General features: G+C 62.6%; 24 protein-coding genes and 2 pseudogenes. 12 read left to right on the top strand and 14 right to left on the bottom strand.

Annotated features, from left to right (window positions below; all coding sequences use genetic code 11):
- Window positions 1-21 precede the first annotated feature (21 nt).
- From OE647_RS16820 to OE647_RS20215, 4 genes and pseudogenes are all read left to right on the top strand, one after another.
- A complete protein-coding gene (locus OE647_RS16820) occupies window positions 22-264 on the top strand; it encodes a type II toxin-antitoxin system prevent-host-death family antitoxin (protein WP_263722921.1) in 243 nt (80 codons plus the stop codon).
- The gene (locus tag OE647_RS16815; RefSeq protein ID WP_263722920.1) at window positions 264-665 is read left to right on the top strand and encodes a type II toxin-antitoxin system VapC family toxin; all 402 of its coding nucleotides are present in this window, start codon (window positions 264-266) and stop codon (window positions 663-665) included. Before OE647_RS16820 ends, OE647_RS16815 begins: the two co-directional genes overlap by 1 nt.
- Before the next feature lie 158 nt (window positions 666-823).
- Entirely contained in the window at window positions 824-1,927 is a 1,104-nt protein-coding gene (locus OE647_RS16810; protein ID WP_263722919.1) for a hypothetical protein, read from the top strand.
- 97 nt (window positions 1,928-2,024) lie between these two features.
- A pseudogene (locus OE647_RS20215) lies at window positions 2,025-2,349 on the top strand (DNA-binding protein); the annotation flags it as partial.
- Here the strand turns inward: OE647_RS20215 and OE647_RS16800 are convergent.
- Window positions 2,336-2,632: pseudogene (locus tag OE647_RS16800) on the bottom strand (ISKra4 family transposase); the annotation flags it as partial. The pseudogenes OE647_RS20215 and OE647_RS16800 overlap by 14 nt on opposite strands.
- A gap of 132 nt (window positions 2,633-2,764) precedes the next feature.
- On the opposite strand from OE647_RS16800, the gene OE647_RS16795 reads away from it, so the two are divergent.
- Both OE647_RS16795 and OE647_RS16790 read left to right on the top strand, forming a co-directional pair.
- Entirely contained in the window at window positions 2,765-3,442 is a 678-nt protein-coding gene (locus OE647_RS16795; protein ID WP_263722918.1) for a hypothetical protein, read from the top strand.
- A 287-nt stretch (window positions 3,443-3,729) separates the two neighbouring features.
- A complete protein-coding gene (locus OE647_RS16790) occupies window positions 3,730-3,945 on the top strand; it encodes a hypothetical protein (protein WP_263722917.1) in 216 nt (71 codons plus the stop codon).
- Window positions 3,946-3,990: 45 nt separating this feature from the next.
- On the opposite strand, the gene OE647_RS16785 is transcribed toward OE647_RS16790, so the two are convergent.
- The gene (locus OE647_RS16785) at window positions 3,991-4,812 is read right to left on the bottom strand and encodes a DUF4198 domain-containing protein (protein WP_263722916.1); all 822 of its coding nucleotides are present in this window, start codon (window positions 4,810-4,812) and stop codon (window positions 3,991-3,993) included.
- A gap of 132 nt (window positions 4,813-4,944) precedes the next feature.
- Here OE647_RS16785 and OE647_RS16780 point away from each other — a divergent pair, with 132 nt between their 5' ends.
- Window positions 4,945-6,036 (top strand): HupE/UreJ family protein, encoded by a 1,092-nt coding sequence (locus tag OE647_RS16780; protein WP_263722915.1) that lies wholly within the window; start codon window positions 4,945-4,947, stop codon window positions 6,034-6,036.
- Window positions 6,037-6,082: 46 nt separating this feature from the next.
- On the opposite strand, the gene OE647_RS16775 is transcribed toward OE647_RS16780, so the two are convergent.
- From OE647_RS16775 to OE647_RS16725, 11 genes are all read right to left on the bottom strand, one after another.
- On the bottom strand, window positions 6,083-6,769 hold the full coding sequence (locus OE647_RS16775; RefSeq protein WP_263722914.1) for an anti-sigma factor: 687 nt from the start codon (window positions 6,767-6,769) through the stop codon (window positions 6,083-6,085).
- Window positions 6,766-7,308 (bottom strand): sigma-70 family RNA polymerase sigma factor, encoded by a 543-nt coding sequence (locus OE647_RS16770; protein ID WP_263722913.1) that lies wholly within the window; start codon window positions 7,306-7,308, stop codon window positions 6,766-6,768. Before OE647_RS16770 ends, OE647_RS16775 begins: the two co-directional genes overlap by 4 nt.
- A gap of 116 nt (window positions 7,309-7,424) precedes the next feature.
- Entirely contained in the window at window positions 7,425-7,838 is a 414-nt protein-coding gene (locus tag OE647_RS16765; RefSeq protein WP_263722912.1) for a DUF7282 domain-containing protein, read from the bottom strand.
- Between the two features lie 172 nt (window positions 7,839-8,010).
- Window positions 8,011-8,334 carry a 2Fe-2S iron-sulfur cluster-binding protein gene (locus OE647_RS16760; protein ID WP_263722911.1) on the bottom strand — a complete coding sequence of 108 codons (324 nt, stop codon included), beginning with the start codon at window positions 8,332-8,334 and terminating at the stop codon, window positions 8,011-8,013.
- 43 nt (window positions 8,335-8,377) lie between these two features.
- The gene (locus OE647_RS16755) at window positions 8,378-9,664 is read right to left on the bottom strand and encodes an amidase (RefSeq protein WP_263722910.1); all 1,287 of its coding nucleotides are present in this window, start codon (window positions 9,662-9,664) and stop codon (window positions 8,378-8,380) included.
- Entirely contained in the window at window positions 9,661-10,854 is a 1,194-nt protein-coding gene (locus OE647_RS16750; RefSeq protein ID WP_263722909.1) for a YlbE family protein, read from the bottom strand. Before OE647_RS16750 ends, OE647_RS16755 begins: the two co-directional genes overlap by 4 nt.
- Window positions 10,851-11,477 (bottom strand): hypothetical protein, encoded by a 627-nt coding sequence (locus tag OE647_RS16745; protein ID WP_263722908.1) that lies wholly within the window; start codon window positions 11,475-11,477, stop codon window positions 10,851-10,853. Before OE647_RS16745 ends, OE647_RS16750 begins: the two co-directional genes overlap by 4 nt.
- Window positions 11,477-12,118: a hypothetical protein gene (locus tag OE647_RS16740; protein WP_263722907.1), complete on the bottom strand. Its 642-nt coding sequence runs from the start codon at window positions 12,116-12,118 to the stop codon at window positions 11,477-11,479. The genes OE647_RS16745 and OE647_RS16740 overlap by 1 nt, the downstream gene beginning before the upstream one ends.
- Window positions 12,115-13,482, bottom strand: coding sequence for a Rieske 2Fe-2S domain-containing protein (locus tag OE647_RS16735; RefSeq protein WP_263722906.1), 1,368 nt, complete (start codon window positions 13,480-13,482; stop codon window positions 12,115-12,117). Before OE647_RS16735 ends, OE647_RS16740 begins: the two co-directional genes overlap by 4 nt.
- A gap of 9 nt (window positions 13,483-13,491) precedes the next feature.
- Window positions 13,492-14,958 (bottom strand): aldehyde dehydrogenase family protein, encoded by a 1,467-nt coding sequence (locus OE647_RS16730; protein WP_263722905.1) that lies wholly within the window; start codon window positions 14,956-14,958, stop codon window positions 13,492-13,494.
- Window positions 14,959-16,137 (bottom strand): succinylglutamate desuccinylase/aspartoacylase family protein, encoded by a 1,179-nt coding sequence (locus OE647_RS16725; protein WP_263722904.1) that lies wholly within the window; start codon window positions 16,135-16,137, stop codon window positions 14,959-14,961.
- On the opposite strand from OE647_RS16725, the gene OE647_RS16720 reads away from it, so the two are divergent.
- Genes OE647_RS16720 through OE647_RS16710 form a run of 3 tightly spaced genes read left to right on the top strand, consistent with a single transcriptional unit; the run spans window position 16,103 to window position 18,314 of the window.
- Window positions 16,103-17,197, top strand: coding sequence for a pyridoxal phosphate-dependent aminotransferase (locus OE647_RS16720; RefSeq protein WP_263722903.1), 1,095 nt, complete (start codon window positions 16,103-16,105; stop codon window positions 17,195-17,197). The genes OE647_RS16725 and OE647_RS16720 overlap by 35 nt on opposite strands.
- Window positions 17,197-17,745 (top strand): decarboxylase, encoded by a 549-nt coding sequence (locus tag OE647_RS16715; RefSeq protein WP_263722902.1) that lies wholly within the window; start codon window positions 17,197-17,199, stop codon window positions 17,743-17,745. The genes OE647_RS16720 and OE647_RS16715 overlap by 1 nt, the downstream gene beginning before the upstream one ends.
- Window positions 17,742-18,314 carry a thiamine pyrophosphate-dependent enzyme gene (locus OE647_RS16710; protein WP_263722901.1) on the top strand — a complete coding sequence of 191 codons (573 nt, stop codon included), beginning with the start codon at window positions 17,742-17,744 and terminating at the stop codon, window positions 18,312-18,314. The genes OE647_RS16715 and OE647_RS16710 overlap by 4 nt, the downstream gene beginning before the upstream one ends.
- On the opposite strand, the gene OE647_RS16705 is transcribed toward OE647_RS16710, so the two are convergent.
- Window positions 18,301-19,191 carry a LysR substrate-binding domain-containing protein gene (locus OE647_RS16705; protein WP_263722900.1) on the bottom strand — a complete coding sequence of 297 codons (891 nt, stop codon included), beginning with the start codon at window positions 19,189-19,191 and terminating at the stop codon, window positions 18,301-18,303. The two genes, OE647_RS16710 and OE647_RS16705, sit on opposite strands and share 14 nt — an antisense overlap.
- A 172-nt stretch (window positions 19,192-19,363) precedes the next feature.
- Between OE647_RS16705 and OE647_RS16700 the strand changes: the two genes are divergently transcribed.
- Both OE647_RS16700 and OE647_RS16695 read left to right on the top strand, forming a co-directional pair.
- Window positions 19,364-20,215, top strand: a complete 852-nt coding sequence (locus OE647_RS16700; protein ID WP_263722899.1) for an amino acid ABC transporter permease — start codon at window positions 19,364-19,366, stop codon at window positions 20,213-20,215.
- A gap of 42 nt (window positions 20,216-20,257) precedes the next feature.
- A complete protein-coding gene (locus tag OE647_RS16695; RefSeq protein ID WP_263722898.1) occupies window positions 20,258-21,088 on the top strand; it encodes a transporter substrate-binding domain-containing protein in 831 nt (276 codons plus the stop codon).
- Window positions 21,089-21,103: the final 15 nt, after the last annotated feature.

Genomic DNA, 21,103 nt, shown 5'->3' with positions numbered 1-21,103 from the left:
CAGCTAGACAGGTAAAAGACGATGTGGAGCGTGCAGGACGCGAAGAACCGGTTCAGCGCCGTGGTTGAGGCAGCCCTTGCGGGCGTGCCGCAGGAGGTGTCGCGCCGCGGCAAACTCGCGGTCGTGGTCCTGTCGGCCGAGGAATACCACCGTCTGCTCGAAGGGGCGGTGAAGGCGCGGGGCAGCTTCGCCGACCACCTTCTGGCCTTTCCGGGGGAGGAGCTTGATCGTGCCGAGGCCAGGCCCCGGGACGTGGAGTTCTGATGTACATCCTCGACACCAACGTGATCTCGGCGGTGCGCCGGCCAGACCGCGCGCCGCAGGTCGCCGCCTGGCTGAAGGGCAGGGCGGAACAGGACCTGTTCCTGAGCGTCATCACGCTCGGCGAGATCGAGCGGGGCATTGCCGCGCAGGAACGCCGCGACCCGGGCTTTGCCGCCGACCTGCGGGCCTGGCTCGACCGGACGATGCTGATCTTCTCGGATCGCATCCTGGGTTTCGAGGCCGAGGACGCGCGGATCTGGGGCCGGCTGTCGCACCAGCTTGGCCATCCCGGCGCAGATCTCATGATCGCGGCCACGGCGTTGCGTCACGGCGCCACGGTCGTGACCGGTAACGGGGCCGACTTTGCGCCCACCGGCGTCCGCCTCGAAAATCCGTTCTGAACGCATCCGGACCCGCCTGGTTCCACCCTTGATCAGGCCTATCCTGCCCGCGTTTGGTCTCCGATTTCAAGAGCCATGATAAGCCATACTTATCGTGATTAACTGATCGCACGCATAATCTCTTGAGTGCTGCGCAGAAGCGCGAAATACTGCGCAGCATGAAGAGACCACTTCAATCAATCCGCGATGACTACGAGGACCCGGAGGACGGCCCCGCCGGGCTTTTCGACCCGCACCCGGCAACGGAGGACGATCTGTGGTTCCTGCCGGGCGATGCGGTGGATGAGGACCCAGATCTCCTGCCGCCCGGCCCGCGCCGGGACGCGCGGCGGCTCTTCGACCCGGCGGAGTGGCAGGCGGCGCAGGACCGGCTTTCCGGTCCGCTGGCCGACCTTGCCGTCACCTTCGGCGCGCTGGACGAGCGGTTGCGATCGGGGCCGGAAGGTTGGCGGCACCGGCTCGCGCTCTTGGAGGTCGCCGACCTTGGCTGGTGGACGGGCGAGCGGCTAGGCATCGAGCGGCTGGCGCTTTGGGTCGGGCTCCGGGTGGGCGCGGTGGGCGAGGACGCGCAGGCGCTGACCCGCGCCGGCTGGGCGGTGCGGCGGCTGTCGGCCGGGCCGGGGCCGGACGGCGGGGGCTGGGAGGCCGGGCTGGCCGCCTTCCTCGGGCGCGGCGATCCGGGCGCCGAGGCACCCCCCGACAGCATCGCCGACCTGACCGAGATCATGGGCGGGGTAGGGGGGCTGCACCCGGTGACGCAGGCGGCGGTTCTCTTCCACGCCTGGCGGATGCTGGCGGGCGAGGGCCCTGGCCGCGCCTTCGATATCGAGGCCGCGGCGATGGCGGCGCGTTGCGGCGCCGGGATGGCGCGGGGCGGGGCGGGGCGGGGGGGCGCGCTGTTCCTGCCCCTGGCACTGACCGGGCCGACCGCCTTGCGCGCGACCGGATCGGTGGCGGAGCGCCTGTCGCGCTGGATCCTGGGCGCCACGCAGGCGACGCTCGCGGCGCTTCTTCACCTCGACCGCATCCGCAACTGGCAAGACCGCGCCGAGGCCGCGACCTGCGACCTTTCGGGCCGCACCCCCGCGCGTCTGATCGCGGCGCTGGCTGCCTGGCCCATGCTCTCGGCCCCCATGGCCGAGGACCTGACCGGCGCTTCCCGTGCCGCCGTCCAGCGCAACCTCGATACGCTCGCCGCGCGTGGGCTGATCCGGGAGGTCACGGGGCAGGGCCGCTATCGCGTCTGGGCGGCGGCGGTTTGAGGCCTTTAGGTAATGTGGCGCGCGGTTGGATTGTCCGGGCCAGCGCTGACGGCGCGTCACCAACGCACCGGAGCGAATTGATTTCCTGAAGTAAAGCAAGGCTGGCGCGTTCGTCACGCTGGATCGGGATGGCAACCTTGCGGTCTATCGCGGCTATGTTCGGTCTGAGAACGAGCCGCGTGAGGCGCCTGTGGTCCAGGATGCTGAAGGCGCGGATAGCACAGGGCAGGGGATCGGTCCCGGGGGTTTCGGTTGACAGCTCACCGCGACTTCTATTGGGGGGCACCGTCATCACCTCGGGTGGTCAGCCGATCGGCGCGGACCTCTCCGACGAAGAGGACGACGGCGCACTGAGGCCGCTGCCCGAACGGCGGGTCATGGATCTGACGGCCCACCGGACTTTGGCGCTGCGCGAGGCCTTGGCATGAAACCTGCCGCGGAGCGTGTCGAGCACCTTCGACCGAGATTCATGGATGGCTCGCACCCTGCCGCAGTCAGGACAGATCCTGCTGGCTTCGGAAACTTCCTCAATCTGGTCGAGCAGGATCGCATTCTGCAATGTCCCAGGATCGTCTTGGCATCTTCGAGCAACAGCCCGAACCCCTGAGGCTGCGTACGTCGAAACGGGCGGGACAAGCCGCCGAGACCACGCGTCTTCGTGGTTCGGTTCTCAAAGGTCGTCTCGACAATAATCCGCACGCCCATGGCAGTTCCGCTCTCAATGAACCACCAGCATACACAGTCACCCCCGGGTTTTGCCCACTCCCGGCAGGTTGAGACTCTACTGAAACGGTACGTCGATGCGGGTAAGGGTTACCAAAAATCGGCCCGCCAGGCATGGGTATTGATGAAGCGCTGATCAGGTCTCGCGGCATAGAACTTGCGATACCAGACGGCGCACCGAGAGAAATCATGGACGCGTTGAGCAATGCGGCGGCCTATGGCAAGACACAAGGTGTTACGTCATCCTCACGGTTGTCGAGTAGGGCGGGAATGAGCGATTTTGACTACGGAAAAGCCACCGGCAACATCCTGTTCTGGGACATGGGCGAGTTCTACAGGCTGACGAGTCGCGTCTTTTGTTTCGTCGAAGGTCTGGACTTTGATCAGGGTTTGGACCTTTTCGTTCCGCACGGTGCTTCCGATGCAGAACTGGGTGCAGAGATCAGGCGATGCCATGCCGCGAGCAGACGGGTAAACGTCAAGGACATGCCGCGCTACGCGAGTGCGGCCAAGGAACGGGCGGCCTATCGAGCGTGGGAGAAAATTGCGCTCGACAAGCTTGGTGTCAAAAAATTCGCGGATATCGTGTCTTTCTTTTCAGCAGCGGATTCTTACAGCAATGACCAAGTATTTGTTTTTAAGAACTATGAAGAAAAAAAAGGGGAGTTCTTCGCGGTTAGACAGGCCGATCCAGCCTTTCGGGAATTTGTCGTTTCCAAGAGCGCAACTGATGCGGAGCTTGGACACATCGCTAGGGACGCACTTTCGGCCATTGTAAGACCCAAGAAGTAACAAGCCGCATGCGCCCTCGCTGATCGGCGGTCGCACCTGCAACTACGACGCGGGCGAGCGTGTCATCAAGCGCGGACCGCAGGTCGAGACGGCCTACTGTCGCGTAGCCCTTAATTGTGAGATGAGAAATCCAACGAAATCAACGGCCGTGCTTTGCGCTGAAGTATGAGGTTTTGCCCACTCCCGCCTGCGCAGGCACCGATCGAAAAATTTTCCCTGTCCCCTGAAACTTTCCGGTGCGCCGGTCCGTGACTTCAGTGCTCGTTCACCATGAAAGGAGATACGACATGAAACGGACAATCCTCGTGACCACGGCGGCGCTCTGTCTCGCCGCAAGCGGCGTTCTGGCGAAGGGCCATGACCAGGGTCAGACCGACATTCCCGGCGTGGGTGTCGGCGCGCAGACCGTCGGCCCGGCCCAGAGCCTTGGCGGCGCAAAAGGCAATCGCCCCGACGACAAGGGACCCATCAACAGCCCGGCGATTGGCAACGCCGGCCGCTGATCCCCGATGACCGGAAGCCCGGCCGCCAAGGCCGGGCTTCATCCGTCACCGCGACGCGGCGACAGCGAAGGTGAGGGACGCCCAATGGCTTTGCCACACGACCGAACCCGGCCCCTCGACGGGCTCCATATGCACCGAGTTGAGCAGGTAGGTGCCCGCAGCGTCGATCGCGATCCTTGCCCGGCCCTTTGCGTCGGTGCGCGTCAGGGTCCGGACGGTGTCGGCGGGCGCGGTGCCGCCCAGCGGCAGATGGAAGATCGCAAGCTGCGTTTCCGCCTCGGCCACGCCCTGCCATTGCAGCAGAACCTCGATCCCGGACTGGCCCGGCAGATAGGGATTGCCGAGCGCCGTCAGTTCGAAGGCCATGCCAGTGGGCGCGTCGCGCTGGTCCTCGCGCGCGGGTCCGACCTGCACCAGCGTGCGCGCGTTGCGGATATAGGCCTCGGCGATCTCCGTCTCGGCCAGTCCGCGTTCGCGGTGCAGGGCTGCGACCGCGTCGAGCCCCTCATAGGCGAGGTAGTCCGCGAAGTCGGTGAGCGTGTCAAAGACGATATAGGCGGGGTTCGTCTCGACCGAAAGGCGGTGAAGCCCCGGGGCGTCGAGGCCGACACCGGCGATCGCGGGCAGATCGCCCTCGCGGGCGCCGATCGCGCTGGTGCTGTCGGGGCCCCAGTGGCCCATGCCCGCGACCGTGCGCGACAGATAGGGGATGGCGTCGCCCGACATGTCCTGCCCGACACGCAGGTGAGCGGTGATCTCCGCGCCTGGATCGCTGCGATAGCTCTCTGGCGCGATCCAGAATTCGTGTCCGACCGCGCCGGTGACGGCAAGGATGTTGGCGACCAGCCCTATCCAAATCGCGCGCATTTCGCTTTTCGCCTCCTACGGGCTCTGCTCGGGCGGCCCCGGCCCGAGGCTGCTTGCGGCCAGTCTTGGCGATCCACCCGGGATCGACAAGCGGAAAGGCGTGGCGGCTTTCCGCTTGTCAGGGCCGCCGCATTGGCATTCGCGCTCGCGCTTGCCGCGCCGGCGGCCCATGCGCATGAAATCCTTCCCGCCATCGCCGACATGGAACGCGACGGCAATACGCTGCGGTTTGACCTGCGGCTGAACCTTGAAGGCATCCTGTCTGGGATCGACCTTGGCGCGGTCGCCAATTCCGACCTCGCGCCCGAGGCGGCGGATTACAACGCGCTGCGGGCCTTGCCCGCGCCGCGGCTGGCCGCGCGCTTCCAGGATTTCTGGCCGGACATGGCCGGGGATGTCCGCGTCCTGGTGGATGGCGCGGCGCTTTCGCTCGAACTGGATGGCGTCGAGGTGCCCGAGATCGGCGACCCGGCGCTGACGCGTACATCGACGCTGCGGTTTCATGCCGACCTGCCAGCCGGCGCGCGTGCGGTGACACTGGGTTGGGCGGCCGCCTATGGGGCCATGGTGGTGCGCCAGAACGGGGTCAAGGACGGCTATGCCGGTTATCTCGAACCCGGTCAGCTCAGCCCGCCGGTGGCGCTTGCCGGCGGCAACGCCGCGACGCCGCTTGGGACTTTCCTGCGCTACATCCCGGTCGGGTTCGATCACATCGTTCCGAAGGGGCTGGACCATATCCTCTTCGTGCTGGGCCTTTTCTTCTTCTCGACCCGGCTCAGGCCGCTGCTGATGCAGGTATCGGCCTTCACGCTGGCCCATACGATCACGCTCGCCGCCGCCGGGCTTGGCTATGTCCGCGTGCCCGCATCGATCGTCGAGCCGGTGATCGCCGCCTCGATCGTCTTCGTCGCGGTCGAGAATATCCTGTCCCACGGCCAAAGCCGCTGGCGCCCCCTTCTGGTCTTCGGCTTCGGGCTTCTGCACGGGCTTGGCTTCGCCTCCGTTCTTGGAGAGTTCGGCCTGCCCGACCGTGGATTCCTGGCCGCGCTGATCGGCTTCAATCTCGGGGTCGAAGTCGGGCAGATCGCCGTCATCGCGGCGGCCTATGTCATGCTCGCCTGGTGGATGCGCGCCCCCGCGCCGCATTTCGCGCGGATTTCCGTGATGGCTTCCATCGCCATCGCCGCGGTGGGGCTTTACTGGTTCGCAGAGCGGATCGTCTGATCCGCCGGGCCGCCCCTCCCCTTGGACCATGCCGATCCCGTCAGGGCTACAACGTCGATAGCGCCCCCACGGCAAGCACCGCGCCCGTCGGCTGCCCGGTCGGCGAACCTCCCGGCGGTTCGTCGCTGATCGCGAGCGTGCCACCCGCCATCAAGCCGATGATCTCGCCCGCCAGAGCTATCTCGGCCTGCGGATCGGCGGGCAACACACCCAGCGAAACCGGCGCGGCGGCGCCCTCCGCGATGAGCCAAAGTTCGAGCACGCGGTTTTCGGCCGCCCCGCCTGCCAGCCGGTCGACCGCCAGCGTACCGCGCACCGGATCAAACCGCGCCGCCACGACAAGCGAGCGGTCCTCGGCCGCGACTTCGGCGACATAGGCGGGACCGGCGGGCCGTGACGGCGGCAAGAGCGCGACGAACGCCAGAACCAGAACCGCCGCTGTCAGCAGGCCGCCGAGCAGCCAGATCCTTGACCGGCGCGGGCGGGCGGGTTTTGCTGCCGCGAACAATCGCTGCTCGATTGCGGGCTTGAGGTGCCGGGGCGGAGCCACAGATGCGATTTCGGCGGACAGACCGGCGAAATGCTCCTCCCATTCGCCAAGAAGCGCGCGCAGATCGGGTTCGCGCGCCAACCGCTCCTCGAAGGCGCGCCGTTCGTCGGCATCGAGCAGATGCAATGCGTATTCGCCCGCCAGGGCGATGTCGTCGTCGCGCCTCTCATCCGTTGCGGTCATCGGCTCAGACAGTCCTTCAGTTTCAGCAGGCTGCGGCGCAGCCAGGTTCGCATCGTATTGAGCGGGACGCCGTGGCGGGCGGCCAGTTCCTGGTAGCTCTCCCCCTTCAGATAGGCGCCGCGAACGGCATCGGCGCGCGGCGCTTCCAGTTCGTCCAGACAGGACCCGATGCGCGCGGCCTCAGAGGCCGCGATCGCCGCAGCTTCCGGCGTCGGGCCTGGATCACGCATATCGGGAACATCGCCAAGATCCGCCGTCCGGGGCGCCCGCGCCCTGAGCCGGTCGATGGCCAGGTTGCGCGTCAGCGTGATCAGCCAGGTCATCGGACTGTTGCCGGTCATCCCGTAGCGGTGGGATTTCTGCCAGATCCTGACAAACGCCTCCTGCACGGCGTCCTCGGCTTCGGCGGTGTTGTTCAGGATACGCAGGCAGACACCGAAAAGCTTCGCGCTCGTCGCATCGTAAAGCGTTGAAAACGCGTTGCGATCTCCAAGCCCGACCTTCAGGATGAGCTGTTCGATATCCGCTGGTGTCCTCACGCCGCCTCATCCCGTCCCGTCCGCAACCGCGACCATACCCCGCGAGCGCGGCAGGTCCAAACGAATACGCCCGCGACCGGTCCGGCCGCGGGCGCCACCTTCGCACTCGTTACCGACTACTGCGCGGTGATGACCGTCATCACCAGCTTGTCGTCGATGCGGATGGGGCCGTCTTCCGTCGCGCCGAGTGTGTATTCGAAGATGCCCGTCTGCATGCCGCCCGCCTCGGAATGCACCATCAGCATGAGCATCTCGCCGGGCGCGACCGCCTCGGTCAGGATCGCCGCGACATCCAGGTTTTCGCCCTTGCGCAGCGGCGCATGGCCGACCACCGGGCCGGGCTTCATCTCGGCCCCGGTGCGGTGCACGACAAGCCAGCCGGTTTCCGGCGCGACGATCTTTTCGGCGGTCACGACGCCCTCGGCGACGGGCTGATCCACCGCTTCCACCATTGGCGCCATGCCATGCGCCGCGGCATGTGCCGTCGAAGACAAACCGCAGAGCGCAAGTGATAGCCAGACAACTTTCATCAGGTCATTCCTCCTAATCGGGTTTCAACAACCACGCCGGTTGTGTTTGCAGTCACGAAGGGGATGACGCGAAAGTTTCAGCGCTGCGGCAGAAAAGATCGGGCGGGGACTGAGTTGCGGCCTTCATCCACGGGCCAACCCGCGCAAGCCCGCGCGACACATGCGCACCGTTTCAGATTTGCTTTTCAGGCATGTGCACGATCAGCCCATCCAGCGCGTCACTGACTTTGATCTGGCAGGTCAGTCGGGAGCGGTTCGGGTCGGAGTCATAGGCGAAGTCTAGCATGTCTTCTTCCATCGAATCCTTTGGAGGCAGCTTCTCTACCCAAGCCAGATCGACATAAACATGGCATGTCGAGCACGCGCAGGCGCCGCCGCAATCGGCTTCAATCCCGGGAATGCCGTTGTCGCGGGCACCCTCCATTACGGTTTGGCCGGTTGGAACGTCGACAGTATGCACGGCTCCCCCGTATTCGATGTAGGTGATTTTCGCCATGTCGTGACCTTCTGCTATCCGCGTAACCTGATATCGGCTCTCTTTAGGCGCTCTGGAGCATGGCATGCACCCATCCGGCGATAGAGAGCAGTTTTCTGTCGTCGCCCTTTCGGCCGATCAACTGGATCCCGAGTGGCAGGCCCCTTGGCCCGACACCCAGCGGTAGTGCGACGCAAGGCAGCTGCAGCAGGCTCCACATACGGCTGAACAGCGGGTCGCCGGTCGCGCCCAATCCTTCTGGCGCCTCGCCTGGCGCGGATGGCACAAGCAGCGCATCGCAGTCGGCAAACATTTCGTCGATCATCGCGATCGCCCGGTCACGCGTTGCTAGCGCGGCTTGATAACGAGCTTCGGTGACTCTCTTGCCGTCTTCGATCAGCTGCGCAAACTGATCGCTGATAGCGGCGCGATGGGAGTGATATACATCGGCCCTGCTGCGGGCGGTTTCATAGCCCATCACGATCTTATGGGCCTCGGTCAGTTCGGCAAAGACTGGCGGGTGGGCCGCCTCGCCGGTTTCGGCGCCGGACTCTGAAAGCGCGCGCATGGCGCGACGACAGACGTCGCGCATTTCGATGGTTCCGTGCTGCCAATGGGGTCCGCGCATAAGGCTAACGCACCGCAATATATCGGAGAAATCTTGCGGCGCGGGCAAAATGGTGCCTGTCAGCAACGCATGTGCGAGTACGAGATCCTGCGGATCCCGTGCCAGCACCCCGAGGGTGTCAAGACTGGGAGCAAGGGTCATCACACCAGAAAGATCGAAGGCTCCGGTCGTTGGCTTGAAGGCGCAGACACCGCAATAGGCTGCGGGCCGGATCAGGGAGGCCGCCGTTTGCGATCCAAAAGCCAGCGGCGCCATGTAATCAGCGACCGCCGCTGCTGAACCGGATGACGACCCGCCAGGTGTATGGGACAGGTTCCATGGGTTTGCCGTCTTACCGGGCCGGAAGAATGCGAACTCGGTGGTGACGGTCTTGCCGACCGGGATCGCGCCGGCATCGAGCAGGGACTGCACGCAGCTTGCGTTTTCGGTGGGCCACCGATCGACGAAAATCTCACTGCCCCAGCTTGTCGGCATGTCATCGGTGTCGATGATATCCTTGATGACAAATGGCACGCCATGAAGCGGTCCAGTTGCCGGCTTGTAATCGGCAGCGCGCGCCCGTTCCATCGCGCGATCGGCGTCGAGATGGATAAATGCGCCAACGACGGCTTCGCGGGCGGCAATGCGATCGAGATGCGCGGCCATGACGGCACTGGGTGTGGTTTTGCCTTCACGGATCATCCGCGCGAGATCCGTCGCGCCGAGCCGATTAAACGCGGTCATTCCTCAAGCGCTTTCATGGCTTGTGCAAAGGGCGCAACCGGCATGTCGTAGATCCCACCGCCAAGCCGTCCAGCCTTGCCTAACCGATCGAGAATGCCGAGCCCGACAACCGGGCCCGCCCCTATTGCCACAGCGCCGCGCGCGGTGCTCCCTAGTCGTACGTCCAGCGCACGGAAGTAGGGGTGGGAGCCGACCGACAGTCCGGTGGTGCGCGCTTGGCTGTCGCCGGGAAGATAGGTGCCAAGCGCGGCTTTTTGCGCCGGGCAGAGATCGATGGCCATGGCGCCCAGGCCGAAAGCTTCGACCACGGCGCTGTCGCCGATCGCACCAAGTGCGCGGGTCGGCGGCAGATCGACATCGAAGTTGCCCTTCGGCGGTTTGGCAGGAACGGTGAACCAGCGCCCCGGCAGGCCCGATATCTGAATCCCCATCTCGTGGCCGTTACCACCGGCGGCGGTGACAAAACTCGACCCGTCTATGCCTTCGGCCAGCTTCATCATGCACTTCGTGGCGGCCATCCACAGGTTCAGGAACAAGGAAGGAGAGCTCGCCATGAAATCGAGCGCATCTTCATCGGTGATGCCGCCCCTTGTGCGATCCTTCAGTTCCCCAATCAGTGCCTTGGTCGCGACCGAAGTGCGCCCATGACAGTCGTCGCCGCCAACAAGACCAATCACCGCAAGCGGTACCAACGCTAACCCTTCGGCAACGCCATTTTGCAGGACCTCCAGAAAGCGCGTGTTGAGCCAGCGGATATGGGTGAGTACCGCCTCGGAGCGCAATCCCAGCCGAATGGCAGGTCGCGAACCGGCATTGATCGGCGCATATACACGCTGCTGGCCACGCCACGCATCATAGATCGTGTGGAGCGGCATTGAAGCACTTACCACGGCTGCCAGCGGCGTTACGACATCGTGATCTTGAGCGGGACGGAGCTCGATTTCCCCGGCCATGATCATTGCCTCGGCTTGATCAAAATTCCTTGCCAAACCCTCATAGACAGCGGCCACGCAGGCGGAATTGAGGATCGGTGCCGTAATCAGATCCGGCGCGGCAAAGGCCGGTCCGGCGTGAAGCAGCACATTTTCGGGCAAGGACAGGGCCTCGGCGGCCGTGTTGAACCGGTTCCAGACAGGCTGGGTCACCATGGCGCGGTCAAAAGCCAGGCGGTCGGCGGGATGAAGTGTCATGCGACCTCCGGCGGAAGGACCCATGTTTCCGAGAAGTAAAGAAACGCCGTTGTGGTCTTGAACCCAGCCTGGATCCTTTCGCCCACCGCCCCTGGCAAGAGATGCCCGTTAACGATGATCTTTGCATCGTTGGCGGGGACCAAAAGCGTGAACATGGTATGTTGCCCCGTTCCAACTTGGTTTGGCATCAGCTCTAGCGCTCTCGGCGGCCCCAGATCTTCCCAGACCAGTTCGACCGTCAATCCCTCGCCCGAGACGGTTTCAGTGTAGCGATGCCCCATCGGGTCGCCGGTACTGCGTACCGTCTGCGCCAACTTCACCGGGAGCGCGTCAAAAGCGGGTACTGAGCGAAAGGCGGGCAGTTTGCCGATGAAGTTTTCCTTCAGGAATGCAGCTAGCGGCATGTTGTCGGCCAACATTACATTCGGCGCCCCCACCGTGCCTTCGGCCGCGCCCGGCGTGCCGTAGAGCAACAGCACCTGGCCTTGGCCGACGGGTGACCAGGCAACGCGGAAAAAGAGCGCCATCGCGGAAAAATTGCCGTCCGTGTCTTTCAACAGGATGCCGGGGTTTTCGCCGGTCCAGTCAACGACACCCGGGGTGATGGGGTCCGTAAGTGGCATCATGCGTCTCCTGGCCGCGTCGCCGGCATGGGCGTGACCCAGGTTTCGGAAAAGGCCAGAAACGCTGTCGACATGGTGCGGCCAAAGAACTGCCGTTCCGCGACCGCGCCCGCAAGTGCTGTCCCGTTCACAATGACCTGCGCTTCTCGTGCTTCTAGAAACACCGAGTACATCTCGTGCTCCTTGGTGGCCGAATTTTCTTTTGTCACCTCCACCGGCAATGGTGGCCCCATGTCGCGCCAGATCATCTGCACCGTCACGCCCGAACCGCGCAGGGTTTCGCTGTAGCGAGATCTCAGGTCACCCGGGCGCTTCTCGACAGAGTCGCAATCAAGCCAGGTCATCGCCCCGAGCCCAGCCTTGCCGAGGAAGGTCGGCATCTTCCTCACCCAGCCGTCGACGATCCAGCGCATCATCAGCTGGTTGTCGGTCAGGATCAGGTTCGGCACGTCAGGCCAGCCCTTCGCCACGTCGGGCGCACCGATGACCAGCGCGGCATGTCCGCGTCCATGAGGCGAGAGAACCACCCGGAAGAAGAGTGCGAGCGTCGTGTAGGTGCCACGCGGATCGGTCTTGAGATAGATGCCCGGATTTTCGCCGGACCAGGCGACCTTGCCCGGGTTGATCGAAACTCGCCTCATGCCCAGCCCGCCTCGTAGTCCTGAAGCGCCTTGACGATGAAGGCCCGGCGCTCAGCCCCTGCCAAGTGGTCGCCGCTGCGGTAGATTCGTGCCACATCGTGCGAGATTTCCTTTAGAAGTGCGCCGTCGTCGCGGCCCTCTTGCGGTCCGATCCGCAGCACCGTGTCGCCGGCATAGGTGGGGATTACGCCCGTGTAGTGGTCACTGGGCTGAGCCGGAGCTACGCCGTTCTGGAGTGCGCGGATGGCGTTCCTGAGCATGCGCCGCACCTTGGCCACGCCACGGTCGGTGAACGAGAGATTCTCGCGTGCGTGGACGTTGATGGGACCCTGGCTGACCCAGGCGTCGTAGTCTCCCGGATCACGTTGTCGCTGCTCGTATGTCCGATCCGGGCCCTGCCCGTAAAAATCGGTCTTGCCGAAACCCACCTGACTTTTGTCGGTCAGCCCGCGCGGGTCGTCGTTGAATTCGGGATCGCGGAAATGTCGCCACGCGATGACCATCGTGTGTGTGTCGTCGACGGGCGTGATCCAACGCGTCAACCCACCGCGGCCAAAGTAGCGCGATCGGTCCGGAACCGGGAAGTGCCCGCCGTTCTGAGTGAAGGAAGGCAGCATGTGATCATGCACCCGGATCCAGACGAAGTCGCCGACGCGCCGCACGTTGGTATAGAAGTCCCCCGCCGCGCTTTCGTGGAACTCGATCATCGGCATCTCGGCGAAAGCGTCGATAAACTGCGAGCGCACCGCGAGTGTGTGCAGATAGACGACGTGAAACGGGTCCCAGGCATTCTCCATGACCTGAAGCCAATTGCAGGGCGAGGTGATGAGATAGGGCACCAGTTCGTCGCCCTCTTCATCGAAAGTATCCATCACCGGAAAGGGCGGTCTCTGCGCAGCCGGACCCATATAGGTGAAGGCGAGCCCTTTGTATTCGATCACTGGATAGGCCCCGAGGCAGGCCTTCTTCTTCACCTGGCTCGCCGGCGGTTCGCAGGGCGTTTCCAAAATCGTCCCGTCAAGACCATACTTCCAGCCATGATAGGAGCAGCGGATGCCGCCGTCCTCGACGATGCCAAACTCCAGGCTCATGTTGCGATGGCAGCAGTGCAGATGCGTCAGCCCCAACTTGCCCTCCTTTTTCTCGCGGAACAGCACCAGGTCCTCGCCGAGGATGCGAATTCGGTAGGGCAGGTCGCCCACCTGGTCTGTCATCGCGACCGGCATCCAGAAGCGGCGAAGATATTCGCCGCAGGGAGTGCCGGGACCAACCTCGGTCAGTTCCGGGTCGTGCTTCAGCTTCCAGACTTCCTGCCTCTCATGGCCGGAGAAATTGCCGACAGGGATATCGAAAGGGCTGGTCATACTTCCTCCTCAGGGCGACGGGAACGGGTCCGGCATCGGCTGATGACCGGTCCAAACCGACTTGACTTGCAGGTAGTCCTTCACCGCGTCGGGCCCGAGTTCGCGGCCATAGCCCGAAAGTTTGACCCCGCCGATGGGGCTGCCCGGATCGGTACTGCGGTAATGATTGATGTAAACGGTGCCAGCGTTGATTGCACTTGCAACGCGCTTGCCTTTGCCCGGATCTGCTGTCCAGACGCCGCCAGCCAGCCCGTAGTCGCTGTCATTGGCCAGCGCGACCGCCTGACACTCTTCGGTGAAGCTTGTTACGGCAAGTACCGGGCCAAAAACTTCCTCTTGCCACAGCCGGGTCTTCGGGGCGACATCGGTGAAGATCGTGGGCCCTACATAAAAGCCACTATGACCGGCCGCCGCTTTGGTCCCATCCAGCAGACAAGTGGCGCCATCTGCCTTCGCCTGTTCGATCATGTCCGTCACCTTTCGCCAATGCGGCTCGTTGGCCAGCGGACCCACCTGGGTGGTTGGATCCATCGGGTCACCGAGCCGCAGGATCCGGGCTCTCTCGAGCAGACGCTCCACGAAAATTTCGGCAATCGAAGCCTCGACAATAAGTCGCGAACCGGCAACGCAGCTCTGCCCATTGGACAAGAAGATGCCGGATAGGATCCCGTTCATCGCGTTGCTGAGATCGGCATCGGCAAATACGATCTGCGGCGACTTCCCGCCCAGTTCGAGAGTGGTTGGCACGACGCCTTCCGCCGCTGCGGCGGCCACCTTGCGGCCACCAGTATCCGAGCCAGTAAAGGTCACCTTGCGGGTCAGTGGATGACGCACCAGCGCTTCGCCGGCTTCATGGCCATATCCGGTGACCACGTTCAATACGCCTGCCGGCAGACCCGCTTCATGTGCCAAGCGGGCAAATTCGAGGGTCGAAGCCGAGGCCAACTCCGACGGCTTCACCACCACCGTGTTGCCGGCTGCCAAGGCCGGGCCCAACTTCCACGCCAGGATCATCAGCGGGGAGTTCCACGGCGTGATCGCCACGACCACGCCATAAGGCAGGAACTGCGTCTCGCTTTCCACGCCTAGGACGCGATTTGCTTGTGGCTCAGGCCCGATCTTGCGCGCCTGGGCCGCAAAATGCCTGTACCACATGTGGAGGTTGGAAAACTGTCCGCGCACCTCGCTGATGCGCTTGCCGTTGTCGCGCACTTCGGCTTCAACAAGCTCTTGCCAATGGAGTTCCAGGTGGTCAGCAAGCCGCTCCAGAAAATCTGCCCTTGCGATGCCGTCGGCCTCCGCCCAGGGCCCTTCGCGGAAGGCATGGTCGGCGGCGCGCATCGCCCGATCTGCATCTGCGACGCTCCCGCGTGAGATCCGTGACCACGCGCGACCGGTGGCAGGATCCACGCTGTGGATCTTCTCGCCGGTTTCGCCCGTGAAGGCGCCGCGGATAAAATGCGTGTATTCCTTCATTCAATGACCTTCGGGGACATCGCGGGCAACCAGGGCCAGCAACTCGCCGCGGCGCACCATGCCACGGCAGATGTGAGCAAGCACAAGCCCGTCGGTGGGAAAGGACAGCAATCGCGACGCTCGCTCGGGCTCGGCCGGATGATGGACCCAACCGACGGTCTGGCCGGCGCTGACGTCCTGTCCGGCGCTAACGGCGCGATCAAACAGGCAGTCGGCCGGCGCATAGACCGAATCCAGTGGCGAAGCGATCTGCACGCGTCGGGGCGGTGTGTTTGAAACAGGCGGGCTGTCAACCAGGCCAAGGTATCCCAGACATTGCAACAGCCCGAATTCCGCCAGCCCGGTGATGGCGGGGTCCGACCCGCCTCCGCCTCCCAGTTCGGCCGCGATCATCGGCACGCCTGCACGTTCGGCGGCGGCATTGACTGACCTGTTGTCATTGTTTTCGCCCAGAACCCAGATCAACGGCAGGCCAAAAGCCTTTGCAAGAGCCAGGTTGCGCGCATAGAGGCCAGAGTCTGCAGTGCGGGTCGCCAGAGCGCAGGGCTGGAAGAACGCGGCCTTGCCACCGGAGTGCAGATCGATAACTGCGTCAACGCGCGGCATCAGCACCGTTTCGACGAAATGTGCCAGCATCGCGCTGGGACCGCCGTCGGCATCGCCAGGAAAGGCGCGGTTCAGGTTGGCCCCGTCCAGAGGGTTCACTCGGGAAGAGGCCGCGAGCGCTGGGGCATTCAATGCCGGTATTAGGATAACCTGGCCCGCGAGCGTATCGGGCGAAAGGCGGCGAGCCAGCCGCATGATCGCGGCAGGGCCCTCGAACTCGTCACCGTGAGTGCCGCCGAGAATCAACACAACCGGCCCGTCACGGCCTTTGATGCTAATCACCGGGATCGGGTGATAGCCCAATGGATTGGTGTTGTCTGACCAGCGCAGCATCAGATCGCCGACGCTGCGGCCGGGCCTGTCGAGGTCGATGGTTAGCCGAAGGCGGCTATCGGAAGCATGGTTAGGCATCTGCAGTCCTTCGGTGTGAGGAATTTCGCGCCTGCCGACCAGTTTTCTAACATAATAAAATAGAAAGTGAATTGAAAAAATAAGTGCTATGTGTGATACGATAATTTTTGTGTACTCGGAGGTAGAGATGGCCGTCCCGCGCGCGAAATCGGCAATTGACAAGATTCGGCCTCACATGATCGGCGCGGCTGACACGACGATCTCGCCTGCTGCGATCCATCTGAATTCAAACGAAAGCGTTTATGGGCCGAGCCCCCATGCGGCCGCTGCGGCGCGCGCAGCGGTTGCCGGGATCGAGCGCTACCTTGAAGATCCAGATGCGGCCCTTGCGCCCGCGATAGCTCGCCGTTTTGGCCTGCAGGCCGACCTAATCACCATCGGTCAGGGATCAGATGACCTGCTTGCGCGTCTGGCGCGCGCCTATCTCGGACCCGGCACCGAACTGATGCGCAGCGTCAACGGCTATCTCAAGGTGCCGAACTATGCCTACGCCAATGATGCTGCATTGATCTCGGTGCCTGATGACAATTTCAAACCGTCAGTCGACCGAATGATTGCCGCCATCAGCGAGCGAACGCGCATCATCTATATTGCCAGTCCTGAAAACCCCGCCGGCACCTACCTGTCTGGGGTTGAGCTGCGTCGATTGCATGCCGCCATGCCCAATGACGCACTGCTGGTCATTGACAGCGCTTACGAGGAATATGTGGACGCCCCCGACTATGAGCCTGCACACAAGTTGGTAGAAGAGTCCGGCAACGTCGTGATGTGTCGCACCTTCTCCAAGATATTTGGACTGGCAGGTGCGCGAGTGGGCTGGGCCTATGGCCCCGACGATGTGATTGACACGCTGCGCCGCATCGCGCTGACCTTCCCGGTTGCTTCGCCGTCGGCTGCGGCGGCGATCGCCGCGCTGGAAGATCATGCCCATACCTCATTCGTCCGAAGCGCCAATCTTGGCAGTCGCACCTGGCTGACTTCTGAACTTGAGGGTTTGGGGCTTCAGGTGGTCCCAAGCCAAGCGAACTTCGTTCTGGTGAAATTTCCTAATCCTGAAAAGACGGCAGAGGCTGCCGACGCCGCGTTGCGGGCGCGTGGTATTTCGGTGCGCAGGTTCGCTTCGCCCGCATTCCACGACTTTATCCGGATCACGATCGGCCGGCCGGAGGAACTGCGCGCCTGCGTTGCCGTGATTTCATCCTTTCTGATCGGAGATGGATAATGGTTGCCTCTCCATCCATCGCCCCTCTGGCGTCGACCGTCGCCCATCCTGCCGGTGCCAAGATTATCGCTGGTATCAAATCCGCTGGTGTGCGCGAAATCATTGCCCTGCCCGATATCGTGACCAGTGACGGGCTGCTCTGGCCCATCTCGCGTGACCCTGACTTCCGCCTGACCCGGATCTGTAAGGAGGATGAAGGCGTGTCGATCTGTGCGGCGATGTCTTATAATGGCACCCGTGCGGTTTTGATCATGCAGCAGACCGGGTTGATGGACTCCCTGAACGCAATCCGCGCGATCGGCATGGATTACAAGCTGCCCGTGGTGATGATGGTGGGGCTCCAGGGCAAAGAACCTCATCTCGGACCGGAACAATCGGCTGTTTATGGCGTGCGTATCATCCGCCCCGTACTCGATGCGATGCAGTTATCGCATTCGCTGATCGAAGATCCCGAAGATGTCGACCACATTCAGGAGGCAATCGTCGCAGCATATGCCACGTCTCGCCCCCATGTATTCCTGATTGGCCGTGCGCCGGAGGCACCATGACATTGCGACGTGACGATGCATTGAAAGCCGCGATCCCGCATGTGGCCGACGAAGATATTGTCGTCGCAGTCTACCAGAGTTGCTTTGACTGGCTGGTCCTGAATCCCCGAGATCTTAACTATGTCGGGGTCGGCGCGATGGGCCAAGCGTCGTCCCACGCGCTCGGACTAGCGCTGGCAAATCCTGAACGAAGAGTATTCGTCTTCGATGGCGATGGCAGTCTGCTGATGAACCTCGGCTCACTTGTGACCATTGCCAATGCAGGCGTCACCAATCTTTACCACTTCCTGTTCGCGAACCGGGTTTACGAGGTCAATGGCGCGCATCCAATCCCGGGAGCCGATAGGGTCGATTTCGCGGCTATGGCCCGCGCCGCGGGATATGTCGGTGCCCGCAGCTTTGACGATCCCGATGCGCTTCGCGAGGGGCTACCCGAGCTGCTCAAGGCGCCGGGACCGCAGATGGCGGTCCTGGAGATAGTTCCGGGCGAAGCCTATCCGCGCGACTATGCCCATGTCCACAGTGCCGCCGCGCGACAACGCTTCCGCGCGGCGCTCAACCGGCGCTGACGGATCTTTGCGCGATCTCTAGGAACGTGTTTGCAACCGCAGAGAGCGGCCGGTTCTTCGACCAGAACAGTACCGCGCGAAAGCTCAGAGGTGCCGCGAAGGGCAGCGCGACGCAATCGGGCATTGTGCTGAGATAGCTCTCGCTGGAGCCGACCACCGCGACCCCGAGGCCGCGCGCAACCAGACGGCAAATCGCATCGGTGGTGCGTGTCTCATACAGCATCCGGCGTTCGATCTTCTTCGCCTCGAAGAAGCGGTCGATTTCAAACCTGAATCGGGATGTGGCAATGTATGAGATGAAGACCTCGCCGGAAAGGTCATGGGCGTGTATCAGGTTTTTTCCCGCCAGTTCGTGATGGCTCGGAAGGACGCAATAGACATCGTCGTTCTTGATCATCAGGCTTTCGAACGAGGGATTCACAGGTTCGTTGGCAGTGATCCCGAAATCGTGGTTCTGCGACACCATCCATTCGACCGTGTCGTCGTTGGCCTCGATCTCCATGCGCGCCATAGCCTCGGGGCGCACCTTGGCAAAGCTGCTGATCAGGTCGGGGGCGAGTTGCGTAGAAAATGTCGGTGTGGTGACAAGCGTGAGCCGGGCGTGGCCGAACTTGCCTATCGCGATGGCCGCCTGCTTGATATGCTCCATCCCGCTGATCGCCTGCCGGACTTCACAGACCAGCAGCCTCGCTTCCTCGGTAGGGACCAGAACCCGGCCCGATCGCTGGAAGAGCTGAAACCCGACTTCGGATTCCAGATCCGAAATTAGCCGGCTGACAGCGGGTTGCGAGACGCCCAGCATCGCCGCCGCCTCCGTCACGGTGCCGGTTGAAACGACGGTGCGGAACGCGTCGACCTGCCGAAACGTAATCTTCATGGCGCTTTATCCCCTTGGTGCCGCGACGACGCATAGTGATTAGTCAAACTTACGCCAGCGAGTAGTCATCATTATAATCTTATTTGATATGAGCATACAAAAAAAGTTGACTAGGCTATATGTGGCACCGATACTTGTTCAAAGGTGTCGGCCGTGAGTCTTGGGAGCGTTCATGCAAAGCAGGACCGCAGCGTCAACCCCTCGCGAACTGCGTGTGCGAGAGGAGGTCGGGCTGGACGTCCGCGCCCTCACACGGACGATCTGGCAGGTTGCGCAGGCGGTGCTGATTTTTCTTGTGCTCGGCGTTCTGATCTGGCGCGGCGCGCAAGCGATGGAGTACAGGTGGCAATGGTACCGGGTCGAACCATTCTTCTATCGCGTCATTGACGGAGAGATCATCTGGGGTCCGCTGGTCAAGGGGCTGATCCAGACTTTGAAACTGGCTGCGGTGAGCGGTTTCATCGCCGTTTCGATTGGGTTCTTGACCGCCTTCGCGCGTCTTTCGAATTCGATTGCGGGGCGGATCATCGCCAAGTGGTATCTGGAAGCGATCCGCAACACACCGCTGCTGGTGCAGCTCTTCCTGTTCTATTTTGTATTGGCCCCGATCTTCGGTATCGACCGTTTCTGGGCGGGCGTGTTGTGCCTGGCGTTCTTCGAGGGGTCATTTGCGGCCGAGATCATTCGTGGCGGGATCACTGGCGTCGATCACGGACAGTATGAAGGCGCCGACGCTATCGGCCTGAACGTCGTCGACAAGTACCGCTTTGTGGTCATTCCGCAGTCACTGCCGCTGATCCTGCCGCCACTCACCGGGCTGCTCATCTCGCTGATCAAGCATTCAGCGATCGTCAGCGTGATCGCTGTGTCCGAATTGACCACTGCTGGACTGAATCTGATCTCCGACACGTTTATGGCCTTCGAGGTCTGGTTCCTGGTGGCAGGAATTTACCTGGCCGTGACGGTCACCTTGTCGATCAGCGTGAGCCTGTTCGAACGTTCGTTGAACAAGACCAAGCGCTGAGACCAATAACCAGAACACGTTCAAAACACTGGAGGAGAACCGATGAAATTTCTGCAATTCATGAAAGTGTTAGTTTCTGCCGCGAGTTTTGCGGTCGCTGCGGTTGCCACTTCGGCGACACCTGTCGCCGGACAGAGCGCTTTGGAAGAGGTCCTGCAGCGCGGCAAACTACGCGTCGGCATGTCCACCTTCGTGCCCTGGGCAATGCGGGATAAGGAAGGAAATCTGATCGGCTTTGAAATCGATGTCGCCAAAAAGGTGGCAGCGGACATGGGAGTCGAAGTGGAATTCGTTCCTACCGCCTGGAGCGGGATCATTCCGGCACTGCTCGCGAAAAAGTTCGATGTCATCATCGGTGGCATGTCGATCACGCCGGAGCGGAACCTGACGGTGAACTTCACGATCCCCTATGCGCATTCCGGCCAGCAGATGGCCAGCAACAAGGAGCTTGCCGGAGGCTTCACGTCGCTCGACGACTATAACGATGCCAGTGTGACGATTGCGTGCCGTCGCGGCGCCACACCCTGCAACTATGCACAGAAGCGTTTCCCCAAAGCGACGCTGCGACAATTTGATGATGACGCGCAGGCCTTTCAGGAGGTGGTCAACGGCAATGCCCATGCGATGATTTCATCGGCACCCAAGCCGCGTTTCTGGGCGGATGCAAACCCGGACAAGGTGTTTGTTGCCAACGACGGCGAGTACTTGACCCGCGGCGACGAAGCCTTCGGAATTCGCAAGGGCGACGTTGATACGCTGAACTTCTTCTCCAACTGGATTCTGGTCAACACCTCGAATGGCTGGCTCCAGGAAACGAACGACTACTGGTTCAAGGACCAGTCGGCCTGGAAGGACATGGTGGCCGCGGAATAGGAAGCACAGCCACGA

Source organism: Albidovulum sediminicola (assembly GCF_025751575.1).
Classification (GTDB): domain Bacteria; phylum Pseudomonadota; class Alphaproteobacteria; order Rhodobacterales; family Rhodobacteraceae; genus Albidovulum; species Albidovulum sediminicola.
This window is presented reverse-complemented; position numbering and strand designations above follow the sequence as displayed.